The sequence below is a fragment of the Desulfospira joergensenii DSM 10085 genome (assembly GCF_000420085.1).
Taxonomy (GTDB): domain Bacteria; phylum Desulfobacterota; class Desulfobacteria; order Desulfobacterales; family Desulfobacteraceae; genus Desulfospira; species Desulfospira joergensenii.
Genome location: NZ_ATUG01000001.1, coordinates 2,241,190 through 2,267,555 on the forward strand (window position 1 = coordinate 2,241,190; position 26,366 = coordinate 2,267,555).

The 26,366-nt window shown below is 53.1% G+C and carries 21 protein-coding genes; 13 read left to right on the forward strand and 8 right to left on the reverse strand.

Going from position 1 to position 26,366, the window contains the following annotated elements; genetic code table 11:
- The first annotated feature begins 277 nt into the window (after positions 1–277).
- The 4 genes from F608_RS0111360 (at position 278) to F608_RS0111375 (ending at position 3,871) form a co-directional block, all read left to right on the forward strand.
- Entirely contained in the window at positions 278–1,738 is a 1,461-nt protein-coding gene (locus F608_RS0111360; protein WP_022665763.1) for an NfeD family protein, read from the forward strand.
- A gap of 3 nt (positions 1,739–1,741) precedes the next feature.
- Complete coding sequence (locus F608_RS0111365; RefSeq protein ID WP_022665764.1) at positions 1,742–2,218, forward strand: NfeD family protein; 477 nt, start codon at positions 1,742–1,744, stop codon at positions 2,216–2,218.
- 83 nt (positions 2,219–2,301) lie between these two features.
- Positions 2,302–3,279 (forward strand): flotillin-like protein FloA, encoded by a 978-nt coding sequence (gene floA, locus F608_RS0111370; protein WP_022665765.1) that lies wholly within the window; start codon positions 2,302–2,304, stop codon positions 3,277–3,279.
- 43 nt (positions 3,280–3,322) lie between these two features.
- Positions 3,323–3,871 carry a hypothetical protein gene (locus tag F608_RS0111375; RefSeq protein WP_022665766.1) on the forward strand — a complete coding sequence of 183 codons (549 nt, stop codon included), beginning with the start codon at positions 3,323–3,325 and terminating at the stop codon, positions 3,869–3,871.
- Here F608_RS0111375 and F608_RS0111380 read toward each other — a convergent pair.
- From F608_RS0111380 to F608_RS0111390, 3 genes are all read right to left on the reverse strand, one after another.
- Positions 3,861–7,202 carry an AAA family ATPase gene (locus tag F608_RS0111380; RefSeq protein WP_022665767.1) on the reverse strand — a complete coding sequence of 1,114 codons (3,342 nt, stop codon included), beginning with the start codon at positions 7,200–7,202 and terminating at the stop codon, positions 3,861–3,863. The two genes, F608_RS0111375 and F608_RS0111380, sit on opposite strands and share 11 nt — an antisense overlap.
- Positions 7,203–7,228: 26 nt before the next feature.
- Positions 7,229–8,200 (reverse strand): SPFH domain-containing protein, encoded by a 972-nt coding sequence (locus F608_RS31560; protein ID WP_022665768.1) that lies wholly within the window; start codon positions 8,198–8,200, stop codon positions 7,229–7,231.
- Positions 8,201–8,404: 204 nt separating this feature from the next.
- The gene (locus F608_RS0111390) at positions 8,405–9,226 is read right to left on the reverse strand and encodes a crotonase/enoyl-CoA hydratase family protein (protein WP_022665769.1); all 822 of its coding nucleotides are present in this window, start codon (positions 9,224–9,226) and stop codon (positions 8,405–8,407) included.
- A 319-nt stretch (positions 9,227–9,545) separates the two neighbouring features.
- On the opposite strand from F608_RS0111390, the gene F608_RS31565 reads away from it, so the two are divergent.
- Together F608_RS31565 and F608_RS0111400 are read left to right on the forward strand one after the other, a co-directional pair.
- Positions 9,546–9,896, forward strand: a complete 351-nt coding sequence (locus F608_RS31565) for a hypothetical protein (protein WP_022665770.1) — start codon at positions 9,546–9,548, stop codon at positions 9,894–9,896.
- A 241-nt stretch (positions 9,897–10,137) separates the two neighbouring features.
- Positions 10,138–11,187 carry a cytochrome-c peroxidase gene (locus F608_RS0111400; RefSeq protein WP_027362674.1) on the forward strand — a complete coding sequence of 350 codons (1,050 nt, stop codon included), beginning with the start codon at positions 10,138–10,140 and terminating at the stop codon, positions 11,185–11,187.
- A 142-nt stretch (positions 11,188–11,329) separates the two neighbouring features.
- Here F608_RS0111400 and F608_RS0111405 read toward each other — a convergent pair whose 3' ends face one another.
- Both F608_RS0111405 and F608_RS0111410 read right to left on the reverse strand, forming a co-directional pair.
- Complete coding sequence (locus tag F608_RS0111405) at positions 11,330–12,526, reverse strand: ROK family transcriptional regulator (protein ID WP_022665772.1); 1,197 nt, start codon at positions 12,524–12,526, stop codon at positions 11,330–11,332.
- A gap of 20 nt (positions 12,527–12,546) precedes the next feature.
- Positions 12,547–13,242 carry a D-lyxose/D-mannose family sugar isomerase gene (locus tag F608_RS0111410; protein WP_022665773.1) on the reverse strand — a complete coding sequence of 232 codons (696 nt, stop codon included), beginning with the start codon at positions 13,240–13,242 and terminating at the stop codon, positions 12,547–12,549.
- Between the two features lie 172 nt (positions 13,243–13,414).
- Here F608_RS0111410 and F608_RS0111415 point away from each other — a divergent pair, with 172 nt between their 5' ends.
- The 7 genes from F608_RS0111415 (at position 13,415) to F608_RS0111445 (ending at position 22,730) form a co-directional block, all read left to right on the forward strand.
- Positions 13,415–14,665 (forward strand): ABC transporter substrate-binding protein, encoded by a 1,251-nt coding sequence (locus F608_RS0111415; protein WP_022665774.1) that lies wholly within the window; start codon positions 13,415–13,417, stop codon positions 14,663–14,665.
- 42 nt (positions 14,666–14,707) lie between these two features.
- Positions 14,708–15,595 carry a carbohydrate ABC transporter permease gene (locus F608_RS0111420; RefSeq protein WP_022665775.1) on the forward strand — a complete coding sequence of 296 codons (888 nt, stop codon included), beginning with the start codon at positions 14,708–14,710 and terminating at the stop codon, positions 15,593–15,595.
- Entirely contained in the window at positions 15,588–16,439 is an 852-nt protein-coding gene (locus F608_RS0111425) for a carbohydrate ABC transporter permease (RefSeq protein WP_022665776.1), read from the forward strand. The genes F608_RS0111420 and F608_RS0111425 overlap by 8 nt, the downstream gene beginning before the upstream one ends.
- 9 nt (positions 16,440–16,448) lie before the next feature.
- A complete protein-coding gene (locus F608_RS0111430) occupies positions 16,449–17,564 on the forward strand; it encodes an ABC transporter ATP-binding protein (RefSeq protein WP_022665777.1) in 1,116 nt (371 codons plus the stop codon).
- Positions 17,565–17,566: 2 nt separating this feature from the next.
- Complete coding sequence (locus F608_RS0111435) at positions 17,567–18,496, forward strand: ROK family protein (RefSeq protein WP_022665778.1); 930 nt, start codon at positions 17,567–17,569, stop codon at positions 18,494–18,496.
- 598 nt (positions 18,497–19,094) lie between these two features.
- A complete protein-coding gene (locus tag F608_RS0111440) occupies positions 19,095–22,055 on the forward strand; it encodes a metallophosphoesterase (protein ID WP_161626847.1) in 2,961 nt (986 codons plus the stop codon).
- Positions 22,056–22,070: 15 nt separating this feature from the next.
- Positions 22,071–22,730 (forward strand): PEP-CTERM sorting domain-containing protein, encoded by a 660-nt coding sequence (locus F608_RS0111445; protein WP_022665780.1) that lies wholly within the window; start codon positions 22,071–22,073, stop codon positions 22,728–22,730.
- A 239-nt stretch (positions 22,731–22,969) separates the two neighbouring features.
- Here the strand turns inward: F608_RS0111445 and metW are convergent, their stop codons facing one another.
- The 3 genes from metW to F608_RS0111460 are packed head-to-tail and all read right to left on the reverse strand — an operon-like array spanning position 22,970 to position 26,053.
- A complete protein-coding gene (gene metW, locus F608_RS0111450) occupies positions 22,970–23,593 on the reverse strand; it encodes a methionine biosynthesis protein MetW (protein ID WP_022665781.1) in 624 nt (207 codons plus the stop codon).
- Positions 23,586–24,785, reverse strand: a complete 1,200-nt coding sequence (gene metX / locus F608_RS0111455; protein WP_022665782.1) for a homoserine O-acetyltransferase MetX — start codon at positions 24,783–24,785, stop codon at positions 23,586–23,588. Before metX ends, metW begins: the two co-directional genes overlap by 8 nt.
- Before the next feature lie 2 nt (positions 24,786–24,787).
- Positions 24,788–26,053, reverse strand: a complete 1,266-nt coding sequence (locus F608_RS0111460) for an O-acetylhomoserine aminocarboxypropyltransferase/cysteine synthase family protein (protein ID WP_022665783.1) — start codon at positions 26,051–26,053, stop codon at positions 24,788–24,790.
- Positions 26,054–26,366 lie beyond the last annotated feature (313 nt).

The following is a 26,366-nucleotide window of genomic DNA, read 5'->3' on the forward strand; positions in this document are numbered from 1 at the left end:
AAAGCCCTAAAAAAACAAAAATTGGCTGCTTTTCAACAACGGAGATTTGATTGTGAAACAGGAAGGACCGGCACTCAACCCCGGAATTGATTTGCATCACTCCCTGTCAAGTTTATAGGCCCTCCCCCGGGCCCCGATAAATAATTTTCTATGAATCCATCGGTTTCGTGGTATACTCTTTTTAGAATCAAAGTTAGCAGTATCATGCCATGTTTAGGGAAACACAATAGGGGAAGCCGGTTTAATCCGGCCGGCCCATAAGCTTTAGGTTCTTTGAATGCAAAAAGCCATATATATCATTGCCCTGGGAATCTTCATTTTATTTTGGCTCCAGTTGTGTCCGGGCCCGGTGCAGGCCAGACAGTCCATCCATGTGGTACCGGTGGAAGGAATGGTGGAGCCGGGCATGGCCGCCTTTGTCAAAAGGAGTCTGGACCAGATCCCGGACGATCCGGAAACGGTCATCCTGTTCAAGCTGAATACCTTTGGAGGGCGCGTGGATTCGGCCCTTGAAATCGTGGACGCCCTGTCCGGAGTCTCCAAGGGAAAGACCATCTCCTATGTGGAGAAAAAAGCCATTTCCGCCGGCGCTCTCATTGCCCTGGCCGGCCATGTCCTGGTCATGAAAGAGCATACCCTGATCGGAGACTGCGCCCCCATGTTCCAGACCGGGGAAGGCCAGAAAGAGGCCGGGGAAAAGACCCAGACCGTTCTCAGGGCCCAGTTCCGGGCGTTGGCCAAGAAAAATCATTATCCGGAAATCCTGGCCGAGTCCATGGTCTCCAAGAATATGGAAGTATATGAAGTGACCCTGGACGGCAAAACCCGGTTCATGGATCAGACCGAGTGGAAGGATCTGGACGATGAGTCGAAAAAAAAAGCCGAAAAAAAAACCATTGTGGCCAAGGGAGAGCTCCTGACCATGGATGATACCGAGGCCCGGAACCTGGGCTTTTCTCGGGGGAGCGTCCCGGACCTGGACCAGGCCCTGAAATTCCTGGGATATGAGGATTACACCCTGATTATCACAAAAGAGTCCTGGTCCGAGAGCCTGGTGCGGATGGTCCAGCCTTTTCTGTCCATCCTCATGCTGGTGGGCATCGGGGCCCTATACACGGAAATCAAAGCCCCGGGATTCGGGCTGCCCGGCATCATCGGCATTGTCTGTCTGGGTCTGGTATTCTTTAATCAATACCTGGTGGGCCTGGCCGATTATACGGAACTTCTCCTGCTGCTCACCGGGTGTTTGCTCCTGGGAATCGAGGTCTTTGTCCTCCCGGGATTCGGGGTGGCCGGAATTTCAGGGCTTATGGTCATTGCCGCCGGCCTGGTTCTGGCGTTTCAGGATTTTGTGATTCCCAGCCCGGACATGCCCTGGCAGTCCGGGCTTCTGCTGAAAAACCTGGGCCTGGTGCTGGGGTCTTTTATGGGTGCCTTTCTGATCTCTTTGTTCACGGTCCGGTTTCTCCTGCCCCGATTTTCAACCCTGGTCAAAGGACCTTACCTGTCCGCCACCCTGGAAGATTCCCATGCAGACTCCCGGGAAGCCCAAAAGGCGGTTCCTGGGGATACAGGCCGGGCCCTGACTCCCCTGAGGCCCTCGGGGAAAATGAAGCTGGACAAAAACAACTATAAAATCGACGCCATCACCCGGGGAGAGTTTATTTTAGCCGGAACCCGGCTTGTGGTGGAGGCTGTGGAGCGGAACAGGGTGTTTGTGAGGCGAAAGGATGAATAAAGGATGAAGGTATATATTTTTCCGGTTGTTCTGCAGGTTCTGGGGATTCTGGTCATTGTAGCGGAGATCTTTATCCCGTCCATGGGACTGCTCTCCCTATTGGCTGCCGGCCTGATTTTCTACTCCCTTTTTCTGGCTTTCAATGATATTTCCCAGGCTGCGGGGATGGTCTTTGTGGGTGCGGACCTGATCCTGGTCCCAATTCTGATATACGTCGGCATCCGGGCCCTGGCCGCATCCCCCCTCTCCCTGCAGCGGAAATTGTCCTCCCGGGAAGGAGTGATCTCCCAGTCCCCGGACCTTGATGCCTGGGCAGACAAAACCGGTGAGGCAATGACGGACCTGCGCCCCTCGGGCATGGCCCTGATTGAAGGGAAACGCCTGGACGTGATCACGGACGGGGAATATGTGACTGCGGGGACAAGGATCGGGGTCGCCGGGGTAAAAGGAAATCAAATCATCGTTGAGAAACTTGAATAGATTTTAACTCATACAGGAAATCAACGGATCCCGGGCCTTATTTCCGGCTTGCGGCTTCGGACTTTCCAGCAAGGAGAAAAAGAATGGACATCATGTATATTTTATTGATCATTGCGGGCATCCTGGGCCTGGTGCTTTTTTATTTTATTTTTTCCTATATCAACCTGTGGATCCAGGCTCTGGTGTCGGGAGCCCGGGTGGGACTGCTGAACATCATCTTTATGCGGTTCAGAAAGGTTCCGCCCAAGCTGATCGTGGAATCCAAGATCATGGCGGTCAAGGCCGGACTTGAAATCCCCACGGACAGCCTGGAATCCCATTTCCTGGCCAGGGGAAACGTATCCCGGGTGGTCCAGGCCCTGATTGCGGCGGACAAGGCCAATATCGAACTCTCCTTTAACCGGACCGCAGCCATCGACCTTGCCGGCCGGGATGTACTGGAGGCCGTTCAGATGTCGGTGAATCCCAAGGTCATTGAAACCCCTCTGGTGGCGGCCATGGCCAAGGACGGAATCCAGCTCAAGGCCATTTCCCGGGTGACGGTGCGGGCCAATATCGACCGCCTGGTGGGCGGAGCCGGGGCCGAAACCATCCTGGCCCGGGTCGGGGAAGGAATTGTCACCACCATCGGGTCGGCCAATACCCACAAGGAAGTGCTGGAAAATCCGGATATGATCTCCAAAACCGTTCTGAGCAAGGGCCTGGATGCCGGAACCGCCTATGAGATCCTGTCCATTGATATCGCAGACGTGGATGTGGGCAAAAACATCGGAGCCGAGCTGGAAACGGACCGGGCCGAGGCAGACAAGAAGATTGCCCAGGCCAAGGCCGAGGAAAAACGGGCCATGGCCTTTGCCCAGGAGCAGGAGATGAAGGCCAGGGTCCAGGAGATGCGGGCCAAGGTGGTGGAGGCCGAGGCCCAGGTCCCCCTGGCCATGGCCGAGGCGTTCCGGAGCGGAAACTTAGGCATCATGGACTATTACCGAATGCAGAACATCTCCGCAGACACCCGGATGAGGGATCAGATTGCCACGGATCAGCCGTCGGAACCCCCCAAATAGATTTTTTGAATATGGCTGGCAAGAAAAAACAAGAGGCTTACCAATGGATTTTGACACCCTCATAAATATCATCATCCTGTTTTTGTTCCTGGCGCTGCCTTCCATTGTAAGGCGGCGCCTGGCCAAAAAAAAGATGAAGGCAGGTCCGGAAAAAAAGAAAAAGGTCAAAAAACCGGGCCTGTTTTCCCTGTTCGGAAAAATATCAGATCAGCTTCAGGAATTCCGCCGGGAGCTTGAACGCCAGGCCGGGGCGCAGAAACAAAAATCCGGGGAAACCATCTGGGATGATCTGGCAGAGCCTCCTTTGGAAGATCCTGGACAGAATCGGGTCCGCCCCCAAGAGGCCCCCTTTGACCCCAGGGAGCCTGTGGAAGATGAGGCAGACGCCTTTGTTGCAGCAGGGCGGGAAGCGAAAAAACGGGAGAGATCCCCGGAACCGGGATCGATTCAGCAAGATCTTCGGCCGGCACGCCCTTCCTGCCTTGGGCCGGGACAGGTCAGATCATGCCGGCTCCGGCGGGCCGTGATCTGGGCGGAGATCCTAGACAAACCGGTTGCCTTGAGAGATCAGGACGGATCTTTCAGGAACTGACGCAGCAGACCACGTTGTCGTCAATATAGTTCTCAAAGATCTTCTCATGGGAGATGTATTTTTCCCGGTCCGGGTCCAGGAGGTAAAACCTGATGGCATTAACCCGCTTGAGGATCTCCTGTTCCGCCCGGTACCGCATCTCTTTTTTGGTATGGATAATATCTTCCTTGAGCCGGGGGGTTTTGTCGGCATCATAGTATTTCTCGGTTTTGTATTTGATCCGTTTTTCAATGAGATCTTCTCTCATGTCATTGTGGGTCTGGTCCAGGAAAAGCACCTCAGGCATGAGATCGGCAAAATGGGTCACGGCAATGATGTCCTTGTCCCGCTGCCAGTATCCGATGAGAAATTCCGGTTCAAGATCCTTATAATTCTGGAGGGGCATATACATCCGTCTCAGGTATAAAAGCACTTTTTCCGTTTTTTTCCGGTGCCCCCCGATGATGACCGAGCCCCCGACCTCGTCTTTTCTGACCCCCTTGGTCCAGGGGGCTCCGGTGATGCCGAAGTCAATGCAAAGGGGGATTCTTAAAATGGCGGACATGGTGTTCAAGGCCAGGGCATAACCGGCAGAGGGGCCGCCCACGTTGTATGAGGCGGACAAAAGCTGGTGATGGATGGAGTAGCGCTGGAGAAAATCTCCGAACAGCCAGGGGATGCTGACCTCGGGGCAGAGTCCCTGGATATAGTTCTTCACCATGGTCAGGGCCTCCTGGGCAGACTGCTGGGTCATCTGAACGGCCATGTCCAGCTGGGCGGTCTGGGCCGTGGAAGAGGACACAGCCCCGGTGACGATGATGGGAGAACTCTCCACCCGGCCGGTGAGGCTGGTGGCAATGGGCAGGAGCATGCCGGTCATGTCATTGGCCCCCACTCCGACGATGAATCCCACCTGGGGCTCCCTGCTCAGTTCGGTTTCCAGAAATTCGTTCAGCTGGACCGATCCCTTGCGCACCGGGCTGGAGGAAATTTCCCGTCTTGCCGACTCCAGATGGGCCTCCACCAGGGGATAGTCCTCTTCCCGGGTCACATGTCCAACCGTCTCCACGATCTTGTCGTAATGTTTGACAAAGTTTTTCAAATCGTGCTTGATCTTGGATTTCAACAGGGGTGGCGCCTTGAGCGCGTCAAGGATCCCCAGGACGGTCTTGAAGTTGAGCTTGACAAAGTCATATTTCTGACTCTCGGTGGAAGCCTTGAGCTGCCTGAGCTTGAGCAGGACTTTAAACTCCGTGGTGCACAGGGCAATGGCCTTTTCCGTAAAAGAGGTATAATCGGCCGGAGTATTGCAGATCCCCTGGGCCGTCTCAATGATCTTTTCCACCTCAAACTCCCGGGGATGGGGCACATCCTTGAACTGTTTTTTAATGATGTCAAAGATATCCTTCTGGCGCATATGCCCGGATATTTCCAGGGTTTTCAGCCGCTTGGAACGGATCAGGGCCGGATCAAGGATGTCCAGCCTATTGGTGGTCAGGACGGTAAACACCTTGTTCAGAGGAATTTCACCGTCAATGATGTTCAGGAACTTATTGGTCAGGGCATCCGAGGGCTGGCCTCCGGTTCCGCTCCGCTTGGGGGCCAGGGCATCCCCCTCGTCGAAAAAGATCACCGTGGGAGCGATCATCTTGGCAATATCATAGACCTTCTCCAGGTTGGAAACCGCCCCGTGCACCGGGCTGGAAGGGTCCTGGAGTGCAGAGGGGCTGGTGGCAATATCATGAACTTTTGTATTGGAGGAGAGCCAGGTCCGGACCAGATAGGTCTTGCCCGAGCCCGGGGGACCTGTGAGCACGACCCCCTTGTCCTCGCTGACCCCGTAGTTGAAGCAGTTGTTGGCCATTTCGGAAAACTTGTCCTTGATATCGCCCACGTACTCTTCCCAGGAGATCTGGCGGTCCATGCGGTCGACCACCTTGTCATAGAGTTCTCCGTAGACGTTCTTGGCCACAAGCTGAAACGCCGAACGGATGAGAATGGAATTTTCCAGAAACTCCAGGAGAAAATCCCCCCGGATATTGATGACGGACTCAATAAGCTTTCTCACGTAAGCCGGGCTGATCTTCAGGCTTCTTTCCTTGAAGATGGCGTAGATCTTATCGGCGGCCTTGTCCAGCCGCTCGGAATCCGGGCTGAATTTCGTGGGAATCTGATGGCGCCGGATCTCCAGGATGATGATCTTCTTTAAATTCTCCCGGTTCATCCAGTATTTGGAAATATCGATAATGACTCCCCGTTCCACAAACCGCCGGTAAATGGCGGAATCAAAGCGATGGGTCTGGTCACTGGTGGCAACGACAAAGCAGTCCCGCCGGCCGTCAATGATCTCGTCCAGGACGATATTTGAGGTGTCGATGAGGGTTCTCTGCTGTTTTTCAGCCCCGCCGCTGCCCCCTGCACTGGACTCGGATTTTCCGAATGCGGAATGGGCCTCCTCTATATGGCGGATGGAGGTGACCTTGGGATGCCCCATGGCCCGCTTGAAGTAGTTGCCCGGCTCGCCGGACAGGGCGGTCTGGTAATCGTTGGGGGTGATGACAGAGGAATCCACCTCAATGCCCAGATCTTCGAAATCCGTCAGGCTGCTCATGATCCTCTTTCTGAAGACCCGTTTGAGAATGGGAATTTTGGCCAAACGCCGGTAAAAATCGGTCTTTTTCTTTTTCGCAATCTCCATGGCAAATTCGGGATCCACGTCTTCGAGCTGGGTAAACAGGCCATGCTCTCCCAAAAGCTCTTCTTTCTTCCTCTTCCAGTCCACCGTGGGAATGACCTCGTTCCGGAAAACCACCTTTTCCAGGGCCTCCCGGACCGTGGCGCTCTTGCCCGATCCCGAGGTTCCCTCGATGAGCATGATGGGGGCCTTTGGCACGTCCGGATCTTCCAGATGCTCCTTGCGGATATGGACCCGGTAAATCTTCTCAAAGGTTTTTTCAAGTTCCACAGGCACATGCAGATCGGTGAGTTCCCGGTCAAGAACGGCGATAAGATAATGGTATTCCGGCTTGGTCAGCTCTTTTTCGATGATTTTGTTCCAGGAGGCCCCGGGATTGATCTCTCCGGAATAGAGGAACCGCTTTTTCCAGTCCGTCAATATCTGGGGATTGTTGAGCACGTTCATCTGTTTTGTTTTTCTCTTCATGAAAAAAACAAGAAAAAAGAACTCTTTGACGGATGAAATAAAGGGATGGGCCGGTTTGTACTGATTGAGACGGGACCTTACAAACGCTTTGGTATCATAGGTCCAGAAAGATACCATGGATTCAATTTTTTCAATGGTCTCCTCGGGTAAGGAGATATATTTTTTTTCCTTTGTGGTTCTCTTGGCCATATGTTCTTCCCCCTGCTGATTCCGGCTTACGGTTGGGCCTGTTTTGTTCCGGTCGAAGCCGCCGGTTCCGAAGGTTCCATTTTCCCTTCCATGGCCGGCAGGGTAATGGCCGGGGGCAGGCTGGTTCCGTGGAGCACAAAGGTATTTTGATCGGACTGGTTCTTCTCATAGGCGGCAGCCCATTTCTGCTGGGAAAGGAATTCCAGAAGGGCCGGATTCACGGTCCTGCCCTCCCCGCCCAGGGCCTGGTGAAGGGAACGGATGCCCTCAAGATATGCCTTATAGAGTTTCCGGATCCGGTCCGATTCCTGGTCTGCGGCATAGTTCTCCGCCTCTGCGATGAGCTGGCGCCGCTTTTTCTCCTCGGTGGCCTCAACAAGCTTATCCCCGAACCTTGTCTCGTTGAGTACAAAACTGACCACCTCAATGCCGTATTTTCCCTCGAGGGTGGGGCCGTTCTTGTTGATGGGCCTGTTTTTCAGGGCATGAAATATCTCTTCCTTGATGGACTCCCGGTCGGAGATGAGCTTGTTCACCTCCTTACCCTGGAGAATGTCCTTGGCGATACCGTCGTAATCCCCCTGGAGCAGGATTTCCGGGGAGAGGTTTTCAATGCCCCATACCTTGAGATCCTGGATTCTGAAGGTCATCAGTGCCGATGTCCACAGGGCCACGTTTTCCTGGGAAATAATTTTAATGGGGGCGGAAGAACCGCCCAGGTACATATTCTGGTTCATCAATGGAACTTCTTTCTCCAGCCGGGTGAAAAAGGGCAGCCGGTAGTGCCATCCCACCTCGGTAACGGCCCGCCTTTTTCCGCCGAACTGCTCAAGAATAACGGCATAGTTGAACTTGACCTTGTAGATGACCTGGGTGGAATAGACCACGGCGGCCAGGGAATAGATCAAGGCGACGAAAAATAAAACAAAAGCCGTCCTCCTGAACATGTTGAAGACCCTGGCCCGCTGGAGAAAAACCTGTGATGACTGATCCTTCATACCTGCTCCTTTCCCATTGATGTTTGACGAATGACAAAATAATGAAAATGAAACCCTCAGTTTTCAGTCCAGAATGAGAAGGAAGAAACGACCCGATGGAATAGGAAATTCAGAATTGATCTCAAGTATACATGAACAGGGCAGGATGGTCAAAAAATATTTGTCCGGTTCCGGGCTGCTGAAAAGGGATTTGGAAGATCTGACTCAGGTTCCGGTAAATTCGGGCTGCCGTTTCTCGGCAAAGGCGGTTATTGCCTCCATAAGATCGTTGGAGGGAATGATATTGGCACTGATTGAGGCGACATAATTCAGGCCCTCATCCACACTTTTGCCGATACCAAAATTTAAAACATCCTTGGATGCCTGGACGGCCAGGGGCGAATTTTGCGAAATCTCCAGTGCCAGGGCATTCGCCCCTTCAAGCAAGGCTTCATGATCCTCATATACTCTATTGACCAGAAGAATTTTTTCAGCCCGCTGCCCATCAATGGTCCTGGCTGAATAGGCCAGCTCCCGGGTAATGCCCTGTCCCACGATCAGGGGCAGCCTTTGCAACACCCCCACATCGGCCACAAAGCCCAAGGCGGCTTCCTTTAAGGAAAAGGAGGCATCTGCGGCACAGAGCCGGATATCGCATGCCGTAACCATGTCCAGCCCCCCGCCGATGCAATGGCCGTGAACGGCCGCAATCACCGGTTTCCTGCATCGTTCAATGCAGGTGATGGCCTCCTGGAGTCCTTTGATCTTTTCAAGAAGACGCCATTTGATCCCGCCTTTCTGCCCGGAGTCCATGAGTTCGGGCAGCTCCGGAACCATGCCCGTGAGGTCGATCCCGGATGAAAAACAGCCTCCCCTTCCGGTCAATACAACGGCCCGGATCTCCGGATCCTGATCCAGGTCCCTGAAAATCGGGATACTCTCTTTCCAGGCCGGAGGGTTCATGGCATTGTTCTTTTGGGGCCGGTTTAAATATACCCAGGCAAGGGGCGGTTTCTTTTCCACCTGGTAAAATTCATATTCGTTCATATTTTTTTCCTTTTTCCTGAATCATGGGAACAAACCCTCTGCACGACAAAAGAGCGTCTTCAAGGTAAAAACATACAATCCCGGAAAATAATTGTAAAGAGAGCGATCCCCTTTATTGTTTGGCTCAATTCAAAATTTAAACAAAATATTTTGTAACGTTTCAATCATTAAAACGTTATTCAATCAAAACCAAATGGAAAAATGATTCCGCCCCAATTTCAGAATAAAAGCGGTTCTGTGTGAAACGGTCACACATTTATAAGGGTATCTCTAATAATGAGGTGGCCTAAATTCAACTCACAAACAGCAAGGAGAAGACATGTTGAAAAGACAATTGAAAATCGGTTTTTTGGTACTGCTTATTGGTCTTTTAACCCTTCCTGCCTGGGGATCAAACGGAGCCCAGATCAGGATAACAGATCAGTTAATGGCCCAGGCAGGAGGATACGGCCCGGGTGACGGCACAGGTGACGGAGACGGACCGGCCGACGGGACCGGAAACGGGCCCGGCGACTGCGGACTGACAGGCGTCAGCTCTCATCTGATGCTCATGGCCGCCAATGGCAATGCCGGAACAGGAGATAACGGCGGATACGGCCCGGGTGACGGAACTGGCGACGGAGACGGACCGGCCGACGGGACCGGAAACGGACCCGGCGACTGCGGATAAATGAACAGGAATTCTCAACGGGTGCCAGTTTCATCCAGCAACCCGGAAAATGCCGGAACCTGTGATCCGTTTGGCAAGGAGTAACATTCCCACGGCTGCACTGCCTGGGATAGGGAGGTCGTTCTGACCTCCCTTCACTTATTTCTTGCTTGGAAGGGACATCCCAGTGGATGCCTCCCCTTTAATGGAAAAACGCCTTAACCAGCAAAGAAGCATCAAACAGGAAAAAGGAGACAAAACCATGAAAAAAGTGACCATTATCCTATTTGTTCTTTTCGCCTCTTTAGGAGGGGCTTATGCAGGTGATCCAAGCGGACTGACAGACATGGAGCTGCTTGGCAGGCATCTTTACAAGGATAAGAATCTATCTTTTAACGGAACCCAGTCCTGCCAGGTCTGCCATCACCCTTTTGCCGGATTTGCAGACCGGAGAAATGCCCTGAATCCGGAAACAAGCGTGGTTTCCATCGGAGCTGACGGGACCAGTAAAGGAGGCAGAAACGCCCCCAGCTCCGCATATGCCGGGTATAGCCCGAATCTTTCTCTGGACACCGGAGAATGGAGAGGCGGCCTGTTCTGGGACGGAAGGGCAGACGGCTCGGTCCTGGGGGATCCCCTGGCCGAACAGGCCCAGGGTCCCCCCCTGAATCCTGTTGAAATGGCCATGCCGGACAAAGAGAGCATCATCAATGTCATCAAAAATTCTGTTTATGCGGATCTGTTTATCAGCGTTTTCGGAGCGGGTTCTCTTGATGATGTAGATGAGGCCTACGATAATTTCGGCCGTGCCGTTGCAGCCTATGAACGCAGTTTTGAAGTAAGCGCTTTTTCTTCCAAATACGATCTGGCCCAGGACCAGTTCACGGATGCCGAGCAGCAGGGCCAGGGCCTTTTTGAAAACCATTGCGCTGTCTGTCACAGCACAACGACAGATTTCAATGCGCCCTCTGCCCTGTTCACCAATTACGGATATGCAAACATCGGGGTTCCTTCCAATCCCCTGGTCCCCCTTCCCTCGCCAGACCCGGGACTGGGAGCGGTTGTCGAAGATCCGGACCAGGACGGAAAATTCAAGATTCCGACATTGAGAAATATTGCAGCATCTCCCCCCTACACCCATAACGGAACCTTTGCCTCATTAAAAGATATGGTGGCTTTCATCAACAACAACCAGGGCTATGTTCCCGAACTGGATCGGAATATTGATCCAAGGGTGGGGAATCTGGGGCTTACGGACGGGGATATTGATGATCTGGTGGCATTTTTGATGACTCTGACCGACGGCTATTAAAAATACAGAGGCCAAGGTTCTATTCCCTCACATAGATGCTGCCTCTGAAAATGGCAACCCCCTCATCGTTTTACCGGGAACCCACCGGATTTAACTTCGGGGCAGCATCTTCACCCCTTCTTTATTCACCCGAAAAAGGGGCTCAGATCCTGGGAAGGATCCGGTCCAGAGGGGATTTATAGAGTTCCTGGAGCGCCAGGGTGGCGGCGCCCCGGGCCCAGTCCGTGTCGCAGAATTTCTGGAGGATGATGTCGCAGTTTTCCATGACCTCCCCGGTGGTGTGGAGTCGCATCTCTTTTTCCATGGGATCAAACAAAAGAGGGCCGGATTCCACCCCCCGGCCGGAAAAGATGATCCGTTTCGGGCTGAACACCTGGATCAGCCCGGCGATCCCCCTGCCCAGAATTCTTCCGGCCCGGGAAAAAAGCTTTTGGATCCTTTTATCCCCTGCGTTTGCCGCCCCAAGGACCTGTTCGTATGTAATAAGGGTCCTGTCCTTTCCCAGGTATTGGGCGGCCTGGCCGATGATGGAAAAATTGGACACATAGGCTTCCAGGCAGCCGCGTTTGCCGCACCGGCAGGGCTGCCCTCCGGGTGAAACCACCACATGGCCGAACTCTGCGGCCATGCCCTGTTCACCGGTATAGAGCCGGCCGTTGACCACGATTCCCATGCCCACCCCGTCCTCAATGGTGATGACCAGAAAATTGTCGATTCCCCGGCCATGGCCGAACCACTGGTGGGCCAGGGTTACGGTGTTGGCATCATTTTCCACCCAGACCGGGATATCGAACCGGCCCTGGATGAGCTGACGCAGGGGCAGGTGGTCCTTCTGGGTAAACAGGGTCCAGTGGTTGATCCCCTTTTCCCGGTCAATGAGCCCGGGGATGCCGGTGCCGATGCCGGAGACCTGCCCGGGAGTGAGACCGGCACGGGTTATACAGAAGGAGACGCCCTCATAGATAAGATCAGCCACGAACTCCACGGGCCGGTTACTGGTATCCACCGGCAGATCAACGCTGCTGCGGACCTCGGCAGCCATATCCGTGACCGCACAGGAGATCATGCAGGCGGAAACCTTGATCCCGACAACATAGGCGGCATCTGCGTTCAGGGCCAGCATGACCCGTTTCCGGCCCCGCTGGTTGGAATCCTTTACCTCTTTTTCATAGATCAGGTTGTTCTCCATGAGGCGGGCGGTGATATTGGTGACGGACGCCCGGCTCTGGCCGGTGATCTGGGCCAGTTCAACCCTGGAGACAGACCCCAGGCTCCGGATCGTGTTTAAAATGGTAAACTGATTGATTTCCCTGAGCAATCCCCTGTCAGCAACAGCCATGGCATCCCTTTGTTTATGGACTAAATGATCTTCAGCACCCGCTCTTTGTAGTCTGTACAGAGAAGATAAAGGGGGGGCTCATCCTCTTCAATGGCCGGAAACCGGCCCATGGATTCCAGAAACCGGTTGTCCTCTTCATCGTCGTTGACCGAAGAGACTTCACCGATCACCACCGGCCCGGTCCCTTGCTGGGCATAGAACTCATGATAGACAAAGGGTTCCAGAAAGATACTCTCTCCCGGGGTCAGTATGATCTCCTGCCCCGGTTCAACCCGGATTTTCTGCCCGTCAATGGAGACCTCAAAGGCTTCCCGGGACAGGGTCCCGTCCGGGGCTGCCCCGTGCATCCGAAGAACCAGATTGCCTCCGCCCCTATTGATGATATCTTCCATTTTCCTCCAGTGAAAGTGCATGGGCGCCACCTGGCCTTCCCGGCAGACCATGAGTTTTTCCGCATAGGGTTTGGCATAGATATCCGGCTGACCGGCGTTGCCTTTTCTGATGGTAAAGAGCAGAAGTCCCATTTTGTCAAAGGTGTTATGCCCGTAATCGGTCACGTCCCATCCCAGGCGGTTGTCCATGATCTCCCGGACCTGATTTATCCTGCCGGACCAGTCTTCAGGGGTCCAGAAGGCAAAGGGCGGCAGCTTAAATCCGATTTGGTCAAATAGTTTTATTGCGGATTGGATTTCCGCATTTATTCTAGAGCGCTTCATGATAATTCCCACGGTTTTCCATTGGTTTCCCTGCCCATTGGTAGCATATCCCAGGAGGAAAGCATAGTTTTTAGTTCACTGAGTAAATTAATTCTTGAATTTTCATCCTTTCCTATCTATAAACTAAAAAGCACTCCAGACAGTCCATACAACCCAAAACCTAGGAGGAAACATGAAAATTTTCATCAAAACAGCCGCCATGCTGGTCTGTTGCGGTCTTCTTTTTTCACAGGCCTTTGCCGGAGAGGTAGAGGTGCTCCACTGGTGGACATCGGGCGGTGAAGCCAAATCCGTTGCCGTACTCAAGAATCTGCTTGAAAAAGAGGGCCATACCTGGAAAGACATGGCCGTGGCCGGCGGGGCCGGCGAAAATGCCATGACCGTACTCAAAACCCGGGCCATGGCAGGGAATCCCCCTACGGCCGCCCAGGTCAAGGGACCGGCCATCCAGGAATGGGCCGAGGAAGGGCTTCTGGCCAATCTGGACGAAGTGGCGAAAAAAGAGGACTGGGACAACCTTGTCCCTTCCGTTGTCACGGATATCATGAAGTACAAGGGCAGCTATGTGGCCGTGCCGGTCAATGTCCATAAGATCAACTGGATGTGGTGCAACCCGGCCATCTTCGTCAAGGCCGGCGCCAGGATCCCCACCACCTGGGAGCAGTTTAAAACTGCCGCCCAAAAGATCAAGGCTGCCGGATTCCTACCCGTTGCATTCGGCGGACAATCCTGGCAGGAGGCCACGGTATTTGAATCTGTAGTGGTGGGCCAGGCCGGACCTGAGTTCTATAAAAAAGCCCTGGTGGATACCGACCCTAAGGCATTGAACAGCCCGGAGATGATCAAGGCTCTTGAGACCTTTAAGATGATCAAGAACTTTACGGACAAGGATGCCCCGGGCAGGGACTGGAACATGGCCACGGCCATGGTCATCAAGGGAGAGGCGGCCATGCAGTTCATGGGAGACTGGGCAAAGGGAGAATTCACCGCTGCCGGAAAAAATCCGGGGTCCGACTATGTGGCCGTGCCCGTGCCGGAAACCGCAGGCTCCTACCTGTTCAACGTGGACTCCTTTATCATGTTCGATGTAAAGGATAAGGAGGCCAAGAAGGCCCAGGCAGCCATGGCCCGGCTGATTCTGAGCAACACTTTCCAGGAGGTCTTTAATGTGAACAAGGGCTCCATCCCCGTGAAAACCGGGGTGTCCAAGACCGCCTTTGACGATATCGCCCTTAGGTCCATGGACGAGTTTGCCGCCGGTGCGGCCAATAAAACCCTGATGCCCAGCATGGCCCACGGCATGGCCGTTTCTCCGGCTGTCCAGGGGGCGATCTACGATGTGGTGACCAAGTTTTACAATTCAGACATGAGCGCCAAGGATGCAGCAGCCCAGCTGGTCTCTGCCGTGGCCGACGCAGAATAAGAGAATCGCGGCGCGGCCCAGGACCGGCTGCGCCCTAATTTTATGAAAAATCATCTCTCATATCTGTCGGACAGGTTCCTGCCCAAACTGGTGGTGGCCCCCACCTTTCTGGCCATCATGGTCTTTGTCTACAGCTTTATCCTCTGGACTGCCTGGATCTCCTTTACCAAATCCAGGATGCTGCCCCGGTACAAATTCGAAGGGCTGGTCCAGTATATCAAATTGTTCACCAATGAACGCTGGTGGGTGGCCAGCAAAAACCTGGTGATCTTTGGTTTTCTGTTCATTGTGATCTGCATTCTGCTCGGACTGATGCTGGCCATTTTCCTGGACCAGAAGATCCGAATCGAAGGGGCCCTGAGGACCGTGTTCCTCTATCCCATGGCCCTCTCCTTCATCGTCACGGGCACGGTATGGAAATGGATTCTCAATCCCAGCCTGGGGCTGGAGCGGCTGGTCCGGGAAATGGGATTTTCCCAGTTTCAGTTTGACTGGCTGGTCAACTCTAAAATGGCCATCTACACCGTTGTCATTGCCGGGGTCTGGCAGTCGACCGGTTTTGTCATGGCCCTGTTCCTGGCAGGTCTGAGGGGAATTGACGATGCCATCATCAAGGCGGCCCGGATTGACGGGGCCAGTCTGCCCCGGATCTATACCCGGATCATCATTCCCAGTCTGCGGCCGGTATTTTTCAGCACCATCATGATCCTCTCCCACATCGCCGTGAAAAGCTTTGACCTGGTGGTGGCCCTGACCGGAGGCGGACCGGGCTATGCCTCGGATCTGCCCGCCACCTTCATGTACTCCTTTGCCTTTACCCGTGGCCGGCTGGGCATGGGGGCGGCCTCTTCCATGGTGATGTTCGGCGCGGTCCTGGCTGTCATCGTCCCCTATCTTTACTCGGAACTGAGGAGCCGGTCCCATGGATAGAATCTATTTCAAGGCCGCTGTCTACGCAGTTCTGGTAATCGCGGCCATCTATTTTCTCGTGCCCCTGGTCATCATGATCTTCACCTCTTTGAAAACCATGGAAGATATCCGCACCGGCACCCTGATCTCCTTTCCCAAAACCTTTTCCCTGGAGGCATGGAAAACGGCCTGGGACTCGGCCTGCATCGGAGTGACCTGTGAAGGCATCAAGGGCTACTTTTTCAACTCCATCAAGATCACCGTGCCGGCCGTGGCCATCTCCACCCTCATGGGAGCGGCCAACGGATATGTGTTCTCCAAATGGAAATTTTGGGGAAGCGAGGTAATCTTCTCCATGCTGCTCCTGGGCTGTTTCATTCCCTTCCAGATCATCCTTCTGCCCATGGCCAAGCTCCTGGGCGTCCTGGGCCTTGCCCAGACCCTGCCCGGCCTGATCCTGGTTCATATTGTCTACGGTCTGGCCTTTACCACCCTGTTTTTCAGGAACTTCTACGTGACCATTCCCCGGGAGCTGGTCAATGCGGCCAAGATCGATGGGGCCGGTTTTTTCAGGATCTTCTTTAAGATCATGCTGCCGGTCTCTGTTCCCATATTTGTGGTCTCCATCATCTGGCAGACCACCCAGATCTGGAATGATTTTCTTTTCGGGGTGGTCTTTTCCTCGGGAGAGACCCAGCCGGTCACCGTGGCCCTGAACAACCTGGTCAACACCTCCACCGGCATCAAGAAATACAACGTGGACATGGCCGCAGCCATCATTGCGGCCCTGCCCACCCTGGCCGTTTACATCGTTGCCGGCAAATACTTTCTGCGGGGACTCACCGCAGGCTCTGTAAAAGGATAAAACCCGCCCATGGCATCCCTGAGCATTGAAAATGTAAAAAAACAATTCGGCAAGACCGTGGTCTTAAGGGACATCTGTCTGGACATCACCCATGGTGAATTCCTGGTCCTGGTCGGACCCTCGGGCTGCGGGAAATCCACCCTGCTCAACCTGATCGCTGGCCTTGAGACCATCTCCGACGGGGTTATCCGCATCGGGGAAAAGGACGTCACCCATGTCCCGCCCAAGGACAGAGACATTGCCATGGTCTTCCAGTCCTATGCCCTTTACCCCAATATGAACGTGAGAAAGAACATCTCCTTCGGCCTGGAAACCCGGAAAATGGCCCGGCCTGAAATTAAAAAACAGGTGGAAAAGGTGGCGGCCATGCTCCAGATTGAAGACCTGCTGGACAGGAAACCGGCCCAGCTGTCCGGGGGCCAGAGACAGCGGGTGGCCATGGGAAGGGCCCTGGCCCGGGAACCGGCCATATTTCTCTTTGACGAACCCCTGTCCAACCTGGATGCCAAGCTGCGGGTGGACATGCGCACCGAGATCAAGCTGCTCCACCAGAAGGTGGGGACCACCATTGTCTACGTGACCCATGACCAGATCGAAGCCATGACCCTGGCCGACCGTATCGCCGTCATGAAGGACGGGGTCATTCAGCAGTTCGGCAGCCCCCGGGAGATCTACGACAACCCCTCCTCCATGTTTGTGGCCGGATTCATCGGCTCCCCTGCCATGAATTTCATCCCCTGCGAACTGGGGGAAGAGGACGGGGAATACGGAATCCTTCTGACGGCCGGGCAGGATGAAACCTGTTTTATCCCGGCCGGAGGACTCTGCCGGAATCCCGGAGACCTGGCCGGCAAATCCCTGGTCTTAGGTCTCCGACCGGAACAGATTGGTGCCGCTCTGCCCGGGGATCAGATCCTTCCCCCCATGTCCAGGCTCACCTGCCGGGTGGATGTGGTGGAACCCACAGGGCCGGACACCCTGGTTTTTACCCGGATCAACCGGGTGAAGACCACCTGCCGGATCCACCCGGACCGGGCCGTGGCCCCCGGGCAGACCATGGATCTTACCCTGGACACCTCCAAGGCGGTTCTCTTTGATTCCGCCGCAGGAACAAGGATCCAATAGGCATGGAAGGCTCATCCGGCAAAAAAGATCAAGGCTTTCAGATCGGCATTGACCTCGGGGGGACCAAAACCGAGATCATTCTGCTTTCCCGGGGAACCCGGGAACTTTTCCGGGAGCGGATTCCCACCCCAAAGGATGAACCGGACAATTACACTGCGGTTCTGGGCAATATCCAGGGCCTGGTCAAAAAAGCCCTGACCTGCCTGCCGGACCGGGAAAAGTATACCATCGGCATCGGGATTCCCGGCACCCTGGACAGGCCCACCCGTCTGGTCTGGAATGCCAATACCACCTGGCTGGCCGGAAAGCCCTTTCAGGCCGACCTGGAAAAAAGGCTGGGCAGGCCCGTTGTCATGGATAACGACGCCAACTGCTTTGTCCTGGCCGAAGCCATGGCCGGAGCAGCCAAAGGATTTGGACTGGTCTTCGGCATTATCATGGGCACCGGGTGCGGAGGAGGTCTTTGCATCAACGGCCGCCTTCACAGCGGCAGCCACGGCATTGCCGGGGAATGGGGCCATTTATCCGTTGACCCGGCAGGAGAGCTCTGCTTCTGCGGGAACCGGGGCTGCATCGATACCAAGCTCACCGGCCCGGCAATGACCCGGGCCTATTCCAAATTAACCGGCCAGACCCTGGATGCCCGGGAGATCGCGGCCTTGGCAAGAAAAGGGGAAAAAGACGGCGTCAGGGTTTTTCAGCAGTTCCTGGATGATTTCGGCAGGGCCGTGGGAGGTCTGATCTCCCTGCTCGACCCGGATGCCATCGTCCTGGGTGGAGGATTATCCAATATCCCCGAGCTTTACAGCCTGGGCATGGAAAGAGTCCGGGCCTATGCCTTCCATGAAAAGGTGCGCACCCCCATTCTCAAGAACCGTCTGGGAGATTCCGCCGGAGTCATCGGCGCGGCCTGGCTGGGCGCATCTGCCTGATATCCGGATCCCGTAATTTACCGTTTTATTTTGGACCAACGGGTTCCCTGGAGATCCGGTTTTTTAATTTGAATGCCCCATAAAAAATATAACGAACTTCTTTATTCGGTTTTAAGAACTTGGCGAATTTCCTATGCCCAATATAGTATATAAAAAGGGAATGATATTCTACTTTTCAGAATAGCCCATACGGATTATCGGGCAGCGTGTCCAATATAACACCATTAATTTATTGAATATATCCTCACTAATATCCATAGGATCTCAGAATTTTATCCCGGCGGGTATAAGTTTTATCTAGTCCTCGCATTAGAAAGACAATAGTCTTTCGTGAGAACCTCCTTTCCTTAACAATAGTCAAATATACCTCCTCTAATTTGTGATCTGTTTCCTTTGTTCCAGATCCACTTAAATTTTTTCTGTCAAAGGGAACCGCCAAATTTTTTAATGAGGCACAATAATTTTTTTGAATTTTAAACAAAGAGATGGAGGAGAAATGAAAAGGTTTGTTTTAATTTTATTATTGCTGGTTGGATTTTGCACACCGGCGTTTTCAGCGGAAATTGTCGGACAATGGGATTTTGATGATTCCTCTGACATGACCCGAGCGACAATCGGGCCGGATCTGGTTCTGACCGGCAGCCACACATCCGTATCCGGGCACAGCTCAGGAGATTTTGCCGCCAGTATCGGGCTTGGAAGCTATTATACCTGCAACAACGAATTCACTCCCAACGGGGGAGGAAGCCATGTGAATAACTATACCCTGGTCTATGACATCAAATGTTCTTTGACCAGCGGATACAGCAGCCTGCTCCAGACCAATCAGACCAACTCCAATGACGGCGAAATTTTTACCAAATCCAATGGGGCCATCGGGGTGGGGGACACAGGCTATGCCCCTGAGGGTACCATTGAAGCGGATACCTGGACCCGGATTGTCGTCCGGGTTGAGAATGGTGAACTCTTTGAAATCTGGAAAAACGGCACAAAGGTCCTGGACGGAAATCCCCAGTCCGTGGACGGCCGTTTCGGAATCGAAGAGGTCTTTCATCTTTTCCGGGATAATGATGGTGAAGAGGAGACCATTGAAATTTCAAAATTTGTTTTTTATGACGGCGTTCTTACCGAAGAAGAGATTGCGGCCCTGGGAGGCGCCCGGGAGGCGGCCACACTTGTGGGACAATGGGATTTTGAAAATCCGGACAATTTGACCCTTGCAACCATAGGAAAGGATCTGACCCGTATTGGTTCGGATTCGGCAGTGGAAGGAATCGATTCCGAAGACGGAGCCGCAAGAATAGGTGTGGGCAGTTATTATTCCATTGATCACGGAATCACACCCGCTGACGGAGAAACCAATGTGAATCAGTGGAGCCTTGTGGTGGATTTTACATTTTCCGAATCCGACAACAATACCTGGAAAGCTTTTTTCCAGACAAACCCTTCAAATTTCAATGATGGGGATTGCTTTATCAATGAAGAGAATGCCATCGGCGTTTCCGCCACAGGGTATTCAAACAACAGCGATAATGACAGCCTTGAATTTGCATGCGAGCCAGGGGAATGGTACAGGCTTGTGGCAGTGATTGACAACAACAGCGGAAGGTATGACCTCTATATTAACGGGGAACTGGTTCTCGATGGGGTAGCCCAGGAAATTGACGGGCGCTTTTCCCTTGAAGAGACCCTTCTTCTTTTCGCCGATGAAAACGGGGAAGACAATAGCATTGATGTTTCCCTTGTCCAGCTCTATGACGCGGCTTTAACATCCGGTGAAGTGGCAGACCTTCAGGGACCGGGTGGGGTAGAACCGCCCAAGACTTTAGAATTCCTGACAGATCCCTACCTTCAGAATGTAAAAAAAGACGGGATCACCATCATGTGGGAAACCAGTATTGAGGCCGACTCATCCGTTGAATACAGCATGGATGAGTCTCTTGATTATAGCGTTGTTCCCACCTTTGAAACCAACACCCAGGAGACGGTCATTTACAAGGCTGTCCTGACAGGACTTAGCCCGGATACAAAATATAATTTCAGGGTGACGGCAGATGATCTGGTCATCTCTGACCTGTCTTTTAAAACGGCACCTGAAGAAAAGATTGCCTTCAGCTTTGGCGTATGGGCCGACAGCCAGGGAACAAATCACGCGACATTCCCTGACGATTTATATGAGCCCACAAAAACGATGATGGCCCATATGGCCGGGAATGTGGACATCGGGGTTTCCGTGGGGGATCTTGCAGAAGACGGAAACAGCTACACAGACACCCATCTCTATTACCTGGACCGGGTGGCCAAATACCTTGGAAAAACCAGACCATGGTTCAATGCCTGGGGGAATCATGACAAAGACCAGGGGGCAATGATAAGACAATTTGCCGATATGCCCAGCAAGGACCGGGGCGAACCCTATGACCCCGGATATGGATCATTTATGTTTGAATATGCAGGATGCTATTTTATCTGTATTGACAATGCCTGTCTCAGTGTTGGTGAATTAGACGTGATTGAATCCATGCTCATGGAAGCCAGAGAAAACAGCGCAAAACATATTTTTGTCTTTATTCACAAGGCACCCTATTACGAGCGCTGGTATGAGGGAGAAGAATCGGTCAGATTCTATCTGGTCCCCCTGCTTGAAGAGTACAAGGTGGATATTTTGTTTTCAGGCCACACACACGCGTATCAAAGGGGATACCTGAACGGCGTCTATTATTGTGTAACAGGAGGGGGGAGCTGGCTGGATACTTCCGAGCCCCTTACAACGGACTGGGAACACATGACCGTTGGCGGCTACCATGATCTGGCAGATGGCATTGACGGCGGCCTTGTCAATGAATATGTGCGAGTGGATGTGACCGATAACGGATATACGGCCCATATGGTTGCATTTGAGCCCTCAGGAGAGGAAATGCTGGGCGTCACGGATGATTTCGGCAGCCCCAATTTTGAAGCTGACGGCATTAATTTTCCTGAAGCCATTGTGAACGAAGCCTATGAGCAGGATCTTTCGGAAATGGCGAGTGATCCGGATAACAGGGATCTTGTCTTTTCCATGAACGAGGGGCCGGAATGGCTGTTCGTTGACAAGGACGGAATTCTTTTTGGAACCCCATCTTCTGAGGATATTGGACTGAACACATTTAAAATCAGAGTTGAAAACGATAGAAACGGATATGATATCGCCGAAGTCCAGATCCGGGTCAGTGGCGGTTTAGACCTTGTCACGGATCTGGTGAATGTTGAAATCAGCAATACAGAATACAACAGAAGACAAAAAACATACTCTGTTACTGCCGAACTGGAAAATGTATCAAACACTACAGTATCAGGGCCTCTGAACCTTGTGATCACGGATCTCTCACCCGGGGATGCCCAGGTTGAAGAGAGTGATGGCTCCTTGGACGGATCCCCCTACATCGAATTCCTTGGGGAAGATCAAACCTTTTCTCCGGGAGAGATTCTGGGACCGGTTACAATTAAAATCACAACTTCATCAAGGGTTAAACTTCAGTTTAATACAGAAGTTTATGGGAAAGCAGACCCCCGGTAAAGCAGGATCAATATTATGAAAACCAAGCATAAGAAAAGCAGTTTAACCGAATTAAAAGAACATAAAGGAATGAAAAACATGAAATATGCAGAAAATTTCAAGGTCATTATCATGGTCGTATTGGTCTTGTTTTCGGCGTTAGGAGTATCCTCTGCCACAATGATCGATTTAACGGAGGATGGCGGGTTTTACACAGAAGGAAGCGTGGACTATAATTCAACGAACAGTGTCACCCTGTATGAAGATGCGGGTATGGGATATACCCTGCTTTATAATGATCCCTATTACTCTGACAGCACAGGTATATCTGCCGCAGATGAACTCTTAAGTTTTGACATCTCCCTTTATACAACGGGATATGACAGCTTTGAGATTAATCTGCTCACCGAGGAGGATTCAATCTCCTTGTTCTACTATGAAAACAGCAGCTCGGGAATTGTTGATTTTGAGGCAAGCTGTTCATTCGACCTTTCAGATTATAACCTGGACGATATCTTCGGACTTGAGTTTGTCCTGACAAGCGTTGATTATGGCGGTATTACAGATACCGTTGATGCAAGCTTTACCATAAGCAATGTTCAGACAAATAGTCCTGTGCCGGAACCCGCCAGTTTCTTCCTTCTAGGCTCCGGCCTGCTCTGGCTGGCTAGGCGGCAAAGAAAGATCATAAATTAGCAAAGCAGGGTTGTTTCTCTTATTTTACCAATAATTACCCACGTGGGCGGGTTTCCGATCTAGGAAACCTGCCCTTTTCTTCTTCAATCCGCAGCCCTATTCAGAAAAGTCTTTTGCATCCACGGAGGAGTTTGCCCGGAATCCAGGAGAGCGGTTCCCAAAAATCACCGTAAAGGCCGACTGCCTGTCTCTGGATTCTTGATTCGATTGAGGGATGATTCTCTTTCGAATCTCTTCCCCTACTCCCTTCCAATCAGAAAAATTCCATAGGTGGCAAACAGATTGGGCAGGAAATGAACCTGCTTCCCCCGGCGGTTCTGATCCTTTGTGTTGATGGCCGCCCTTTTCAGGATGCTGAATCCGGCCTGCCGGGCAAAATGCTTGAAATCCCGGAGGCTGAGCACCCGGATATTGGGGGTGTTGTGCCAGTCATAGGGCAGTTCCCGGGTGACCGGAGCACAGCCGGTGAGGGCCAGCTGGGTCCTGACCTTGAAATGGCCGAAGTTGGGGAAAGAGACAATCCCCATTTTCGCCACCCGGAGCATGGACTGAATCAGGGTGGCAGGATCATAGACCTGCTGGAGAGTCTGGGAGCAGATGGCATAGTCAAAGGCCTGGTCCGGATAATCCAGGATCTCCGTATTGATGTCCCCCTGAAGAACGGAGATCCCCTTTTCAATACAGCGCACCACCTTGGCTTCCTCGATTTCAATGCCCCGTTCCTTTACCTGCTTCTCGGTCTTGAGCCAGTGAAGGATCTCTCCCTCGCCGCAGCCAAGGCCCAGGACCCTGGATCCGGGCCGGATCCAGGAGGCGATGATCTGCAGATCATACCGCAAAGGGTCCATGGATTTATCAATCATGACCGGTCTCCTTCTGGGACAGACGGGAACCTTCATGGCGGTTCCGCTTCAGAAAGCCTTTCATGAGAGTGTCCAGTTTGGGGTTGGGCAGAAGAAAGGCGTCGTGGCCCCACTGGGCGTCGATCTCGCAGAAACTGACATCCAGATCGTTTTTTTTCATGGCCGTGACCATTTCCCTGGACTGGTAGGTGGGATAGAGCCAGTCCGAGGTATAGGAGACCACCAGGAACTTTGCCCTTGCCTTGGAAAAGGCCTTGACCAGGGAGCCTTTTCCATGTTCCCGGGCCAGGTCAAAATAATCGGCCGCCTTGGTGATATAGAGAAAGGAGTTGGCGTCAAACCGCTCAATGAACTTTTTTCCCTGGTATTGAAGATAGGACTCCACCTGGAACTCCGCGCCGAACTCAAAGCTCAGGGCGCTCCGGTTCTGGAGTTTTCTTCCGAACTTGAGGCGCATGGACTCATCGGAGAGATAGGTGATGTGGCCGATCATCCGGGCGATGGCCAGGCCCATATCCGGTTTTTTTTCCCCGTAATAATGACCCTCTTTCCAATTGGGGTCCGCCATGATGGACTGCCGGGCCACCTCGTTAAAGGCAATGGCCAGGGCGGAATGACGGCAGGTGGAGGCCAGGACCACGGCCGATGCAGCCGTATCCGGATACCTCACACACCACTCCAGGACCTGCATGCCGCCGACAGATCCGCCGATAACCGCCGTGAGGCGTTCAATGCCCAGGTGATCCAGCAGCGCCTTCTGTGCCCGGACCATATCCGTGATGGTGATCATGGGAAAATCCGCGGCATACTCTTTTTGGGTTTCCGGGTTGATGGAGGAAGGCCCGGTGGAGCCCATGCAGGAGCCCAGGATATTGGCGCAGATGACAAAATAGTGCTCCGTATCGATTCCCTTGCCCGGTCCCACCATGATGTCCCACCAGCCCGGCTTGGGATCCCCGGGGCTGTAATAGCCTGCCATGTGGGAGTCCCCGGACAGGGCGTGGAATACCAGAACGCCATTGGACCGGTCTTTGTTCAGACGGCCGCAGGTCTCGTATGCCAGGGTGACAGGTCCGATGGAAGCCCCGCTTTCAAGCTCGAGCCGGCCGGGGGGTTCGGCAAAGGTGAAAAACTTCTTCTCCACCAGTCCGACGGAAGACCCGGTCTGGTCATGTCCTGAGTATTCGCTCATGTTCAGACCTTTGACAATGCCCGATCCAGGTCGGTTATAATGTCATCGATATGTTCTATCCCCACTGAGAACCGGATCAGGCAGGGGTCGGCAAGCTGCTCTTTTTCCTCCTGGGGAAAGGTGACATACTGGGTGGACCAGGGATGGATGATCAGGCTCTTGCAGTCCCCCAGATTGGCCAGGTTGAGGATCATGGACAAATTGTCGATGAGGGAAAAGCAGGCCTTTTCATCTTCCAGGCCGAATGCCAGCATGGTGCCGAAGCCTTTGCCTTTAAACTGGGCCTTTGCCGTTCCGTGGCAGGGATGGTCTTCCAATCCCGGGAAGTTCACCCATTTTACTTTGGGATGGTTCCCCAGAAACGAGGCTGCCTTCACCGCATTTTCCATATGCCTTTCCATCCTGACCCCCAGGGTATTCAGGCCCAGGTCCGTTAAAAAAGAGTGGAACGGGGCCGGGGTGGTGCCGAAATTGACCTGGGCCTCTTTCCACATCTTATGGATAAAGGCGAGATTCCCCTTTTTCTCCACAAAGGGAGCAAAATCGGGAAATCGTTCCGATGCCCAGTCAAATTGCCCCCCGTCCACAACCACTCCCCCCAGGGACCCGCCGTGGCCGGATAGGTATTTTGTGGTGGAGTGGACCACGATGTCCGCCCCCAGCTCCAGGGGGCGGCAGAGCCAGGGAGAGGCCAGGGTATTGTCCACCACCAGGGGAAGTCCTTTTGCATGGGCAATATCGGAAATCCGCCGGATATCGGCGATTTCCATTTTCGGGTTGGTGATGGTCTCGATGTAGACAAACCGGGTGCGGTCGGTGATGGCAGCCTCGAATTCTTTAGGATTCAAAGGGTCTGCCAGGACCGCCTTTATGCCGTACCGCTTGTAAATATGGGTGAACAGCCCGAATGTAGACATGAAAAGGGACCGGGACGCCACCAGTTCATCCCCGGCCCGGACCAGGGTCATGCAGGCGTTGTTGATGGCGGCCATTCCCGACGAGGTCAATACACCGGCTTTTCCCGATTCCAGGGTGGCCAGCTTTTCCTCGAGAAACCGGTTGGTGGGATTGGTCAGCCTCATATAAATATGGTCCTGGCTTTCCCCGGCAAAGGTCTGGCTCAGATTTTGGGAAGTCTCGTGATAATGGGCAGCAGACTGAAAAATGGGCGGCAGGGTGGCCCCTTGGAAATCCTTGTTTTTAAGGCCGTGGTGGATGGCTTTGGTATCAAAGTGCAGATCTTTTCCGGCCTGTTTTTCTTGGGTCATGGGTACTCCGTTGTTGTTTGAAACTCATATCAAAAAGGGTCGCTGTCCATTGACAGCTTTCTCCTCTGCCAAAAGATTAAAATATCAGATTTTTTCTTCCAGCCCAAATCATTTCTGGTACCCATGAAACATGGAGCAACCCATTGAGATTTCTTGTTCCCGGAAGACGGCCGATGAAGAATAGAACCATGAATGGAATGGAAACCCTGAACTGCCGGACTTTTTTATATGGGCGGGCCCTTTATGGGACCAACTTGACAAGCCTGGAGCCGGACCGTATAGATAGGGATAAATCCAGAAGCATTCGGAGGTA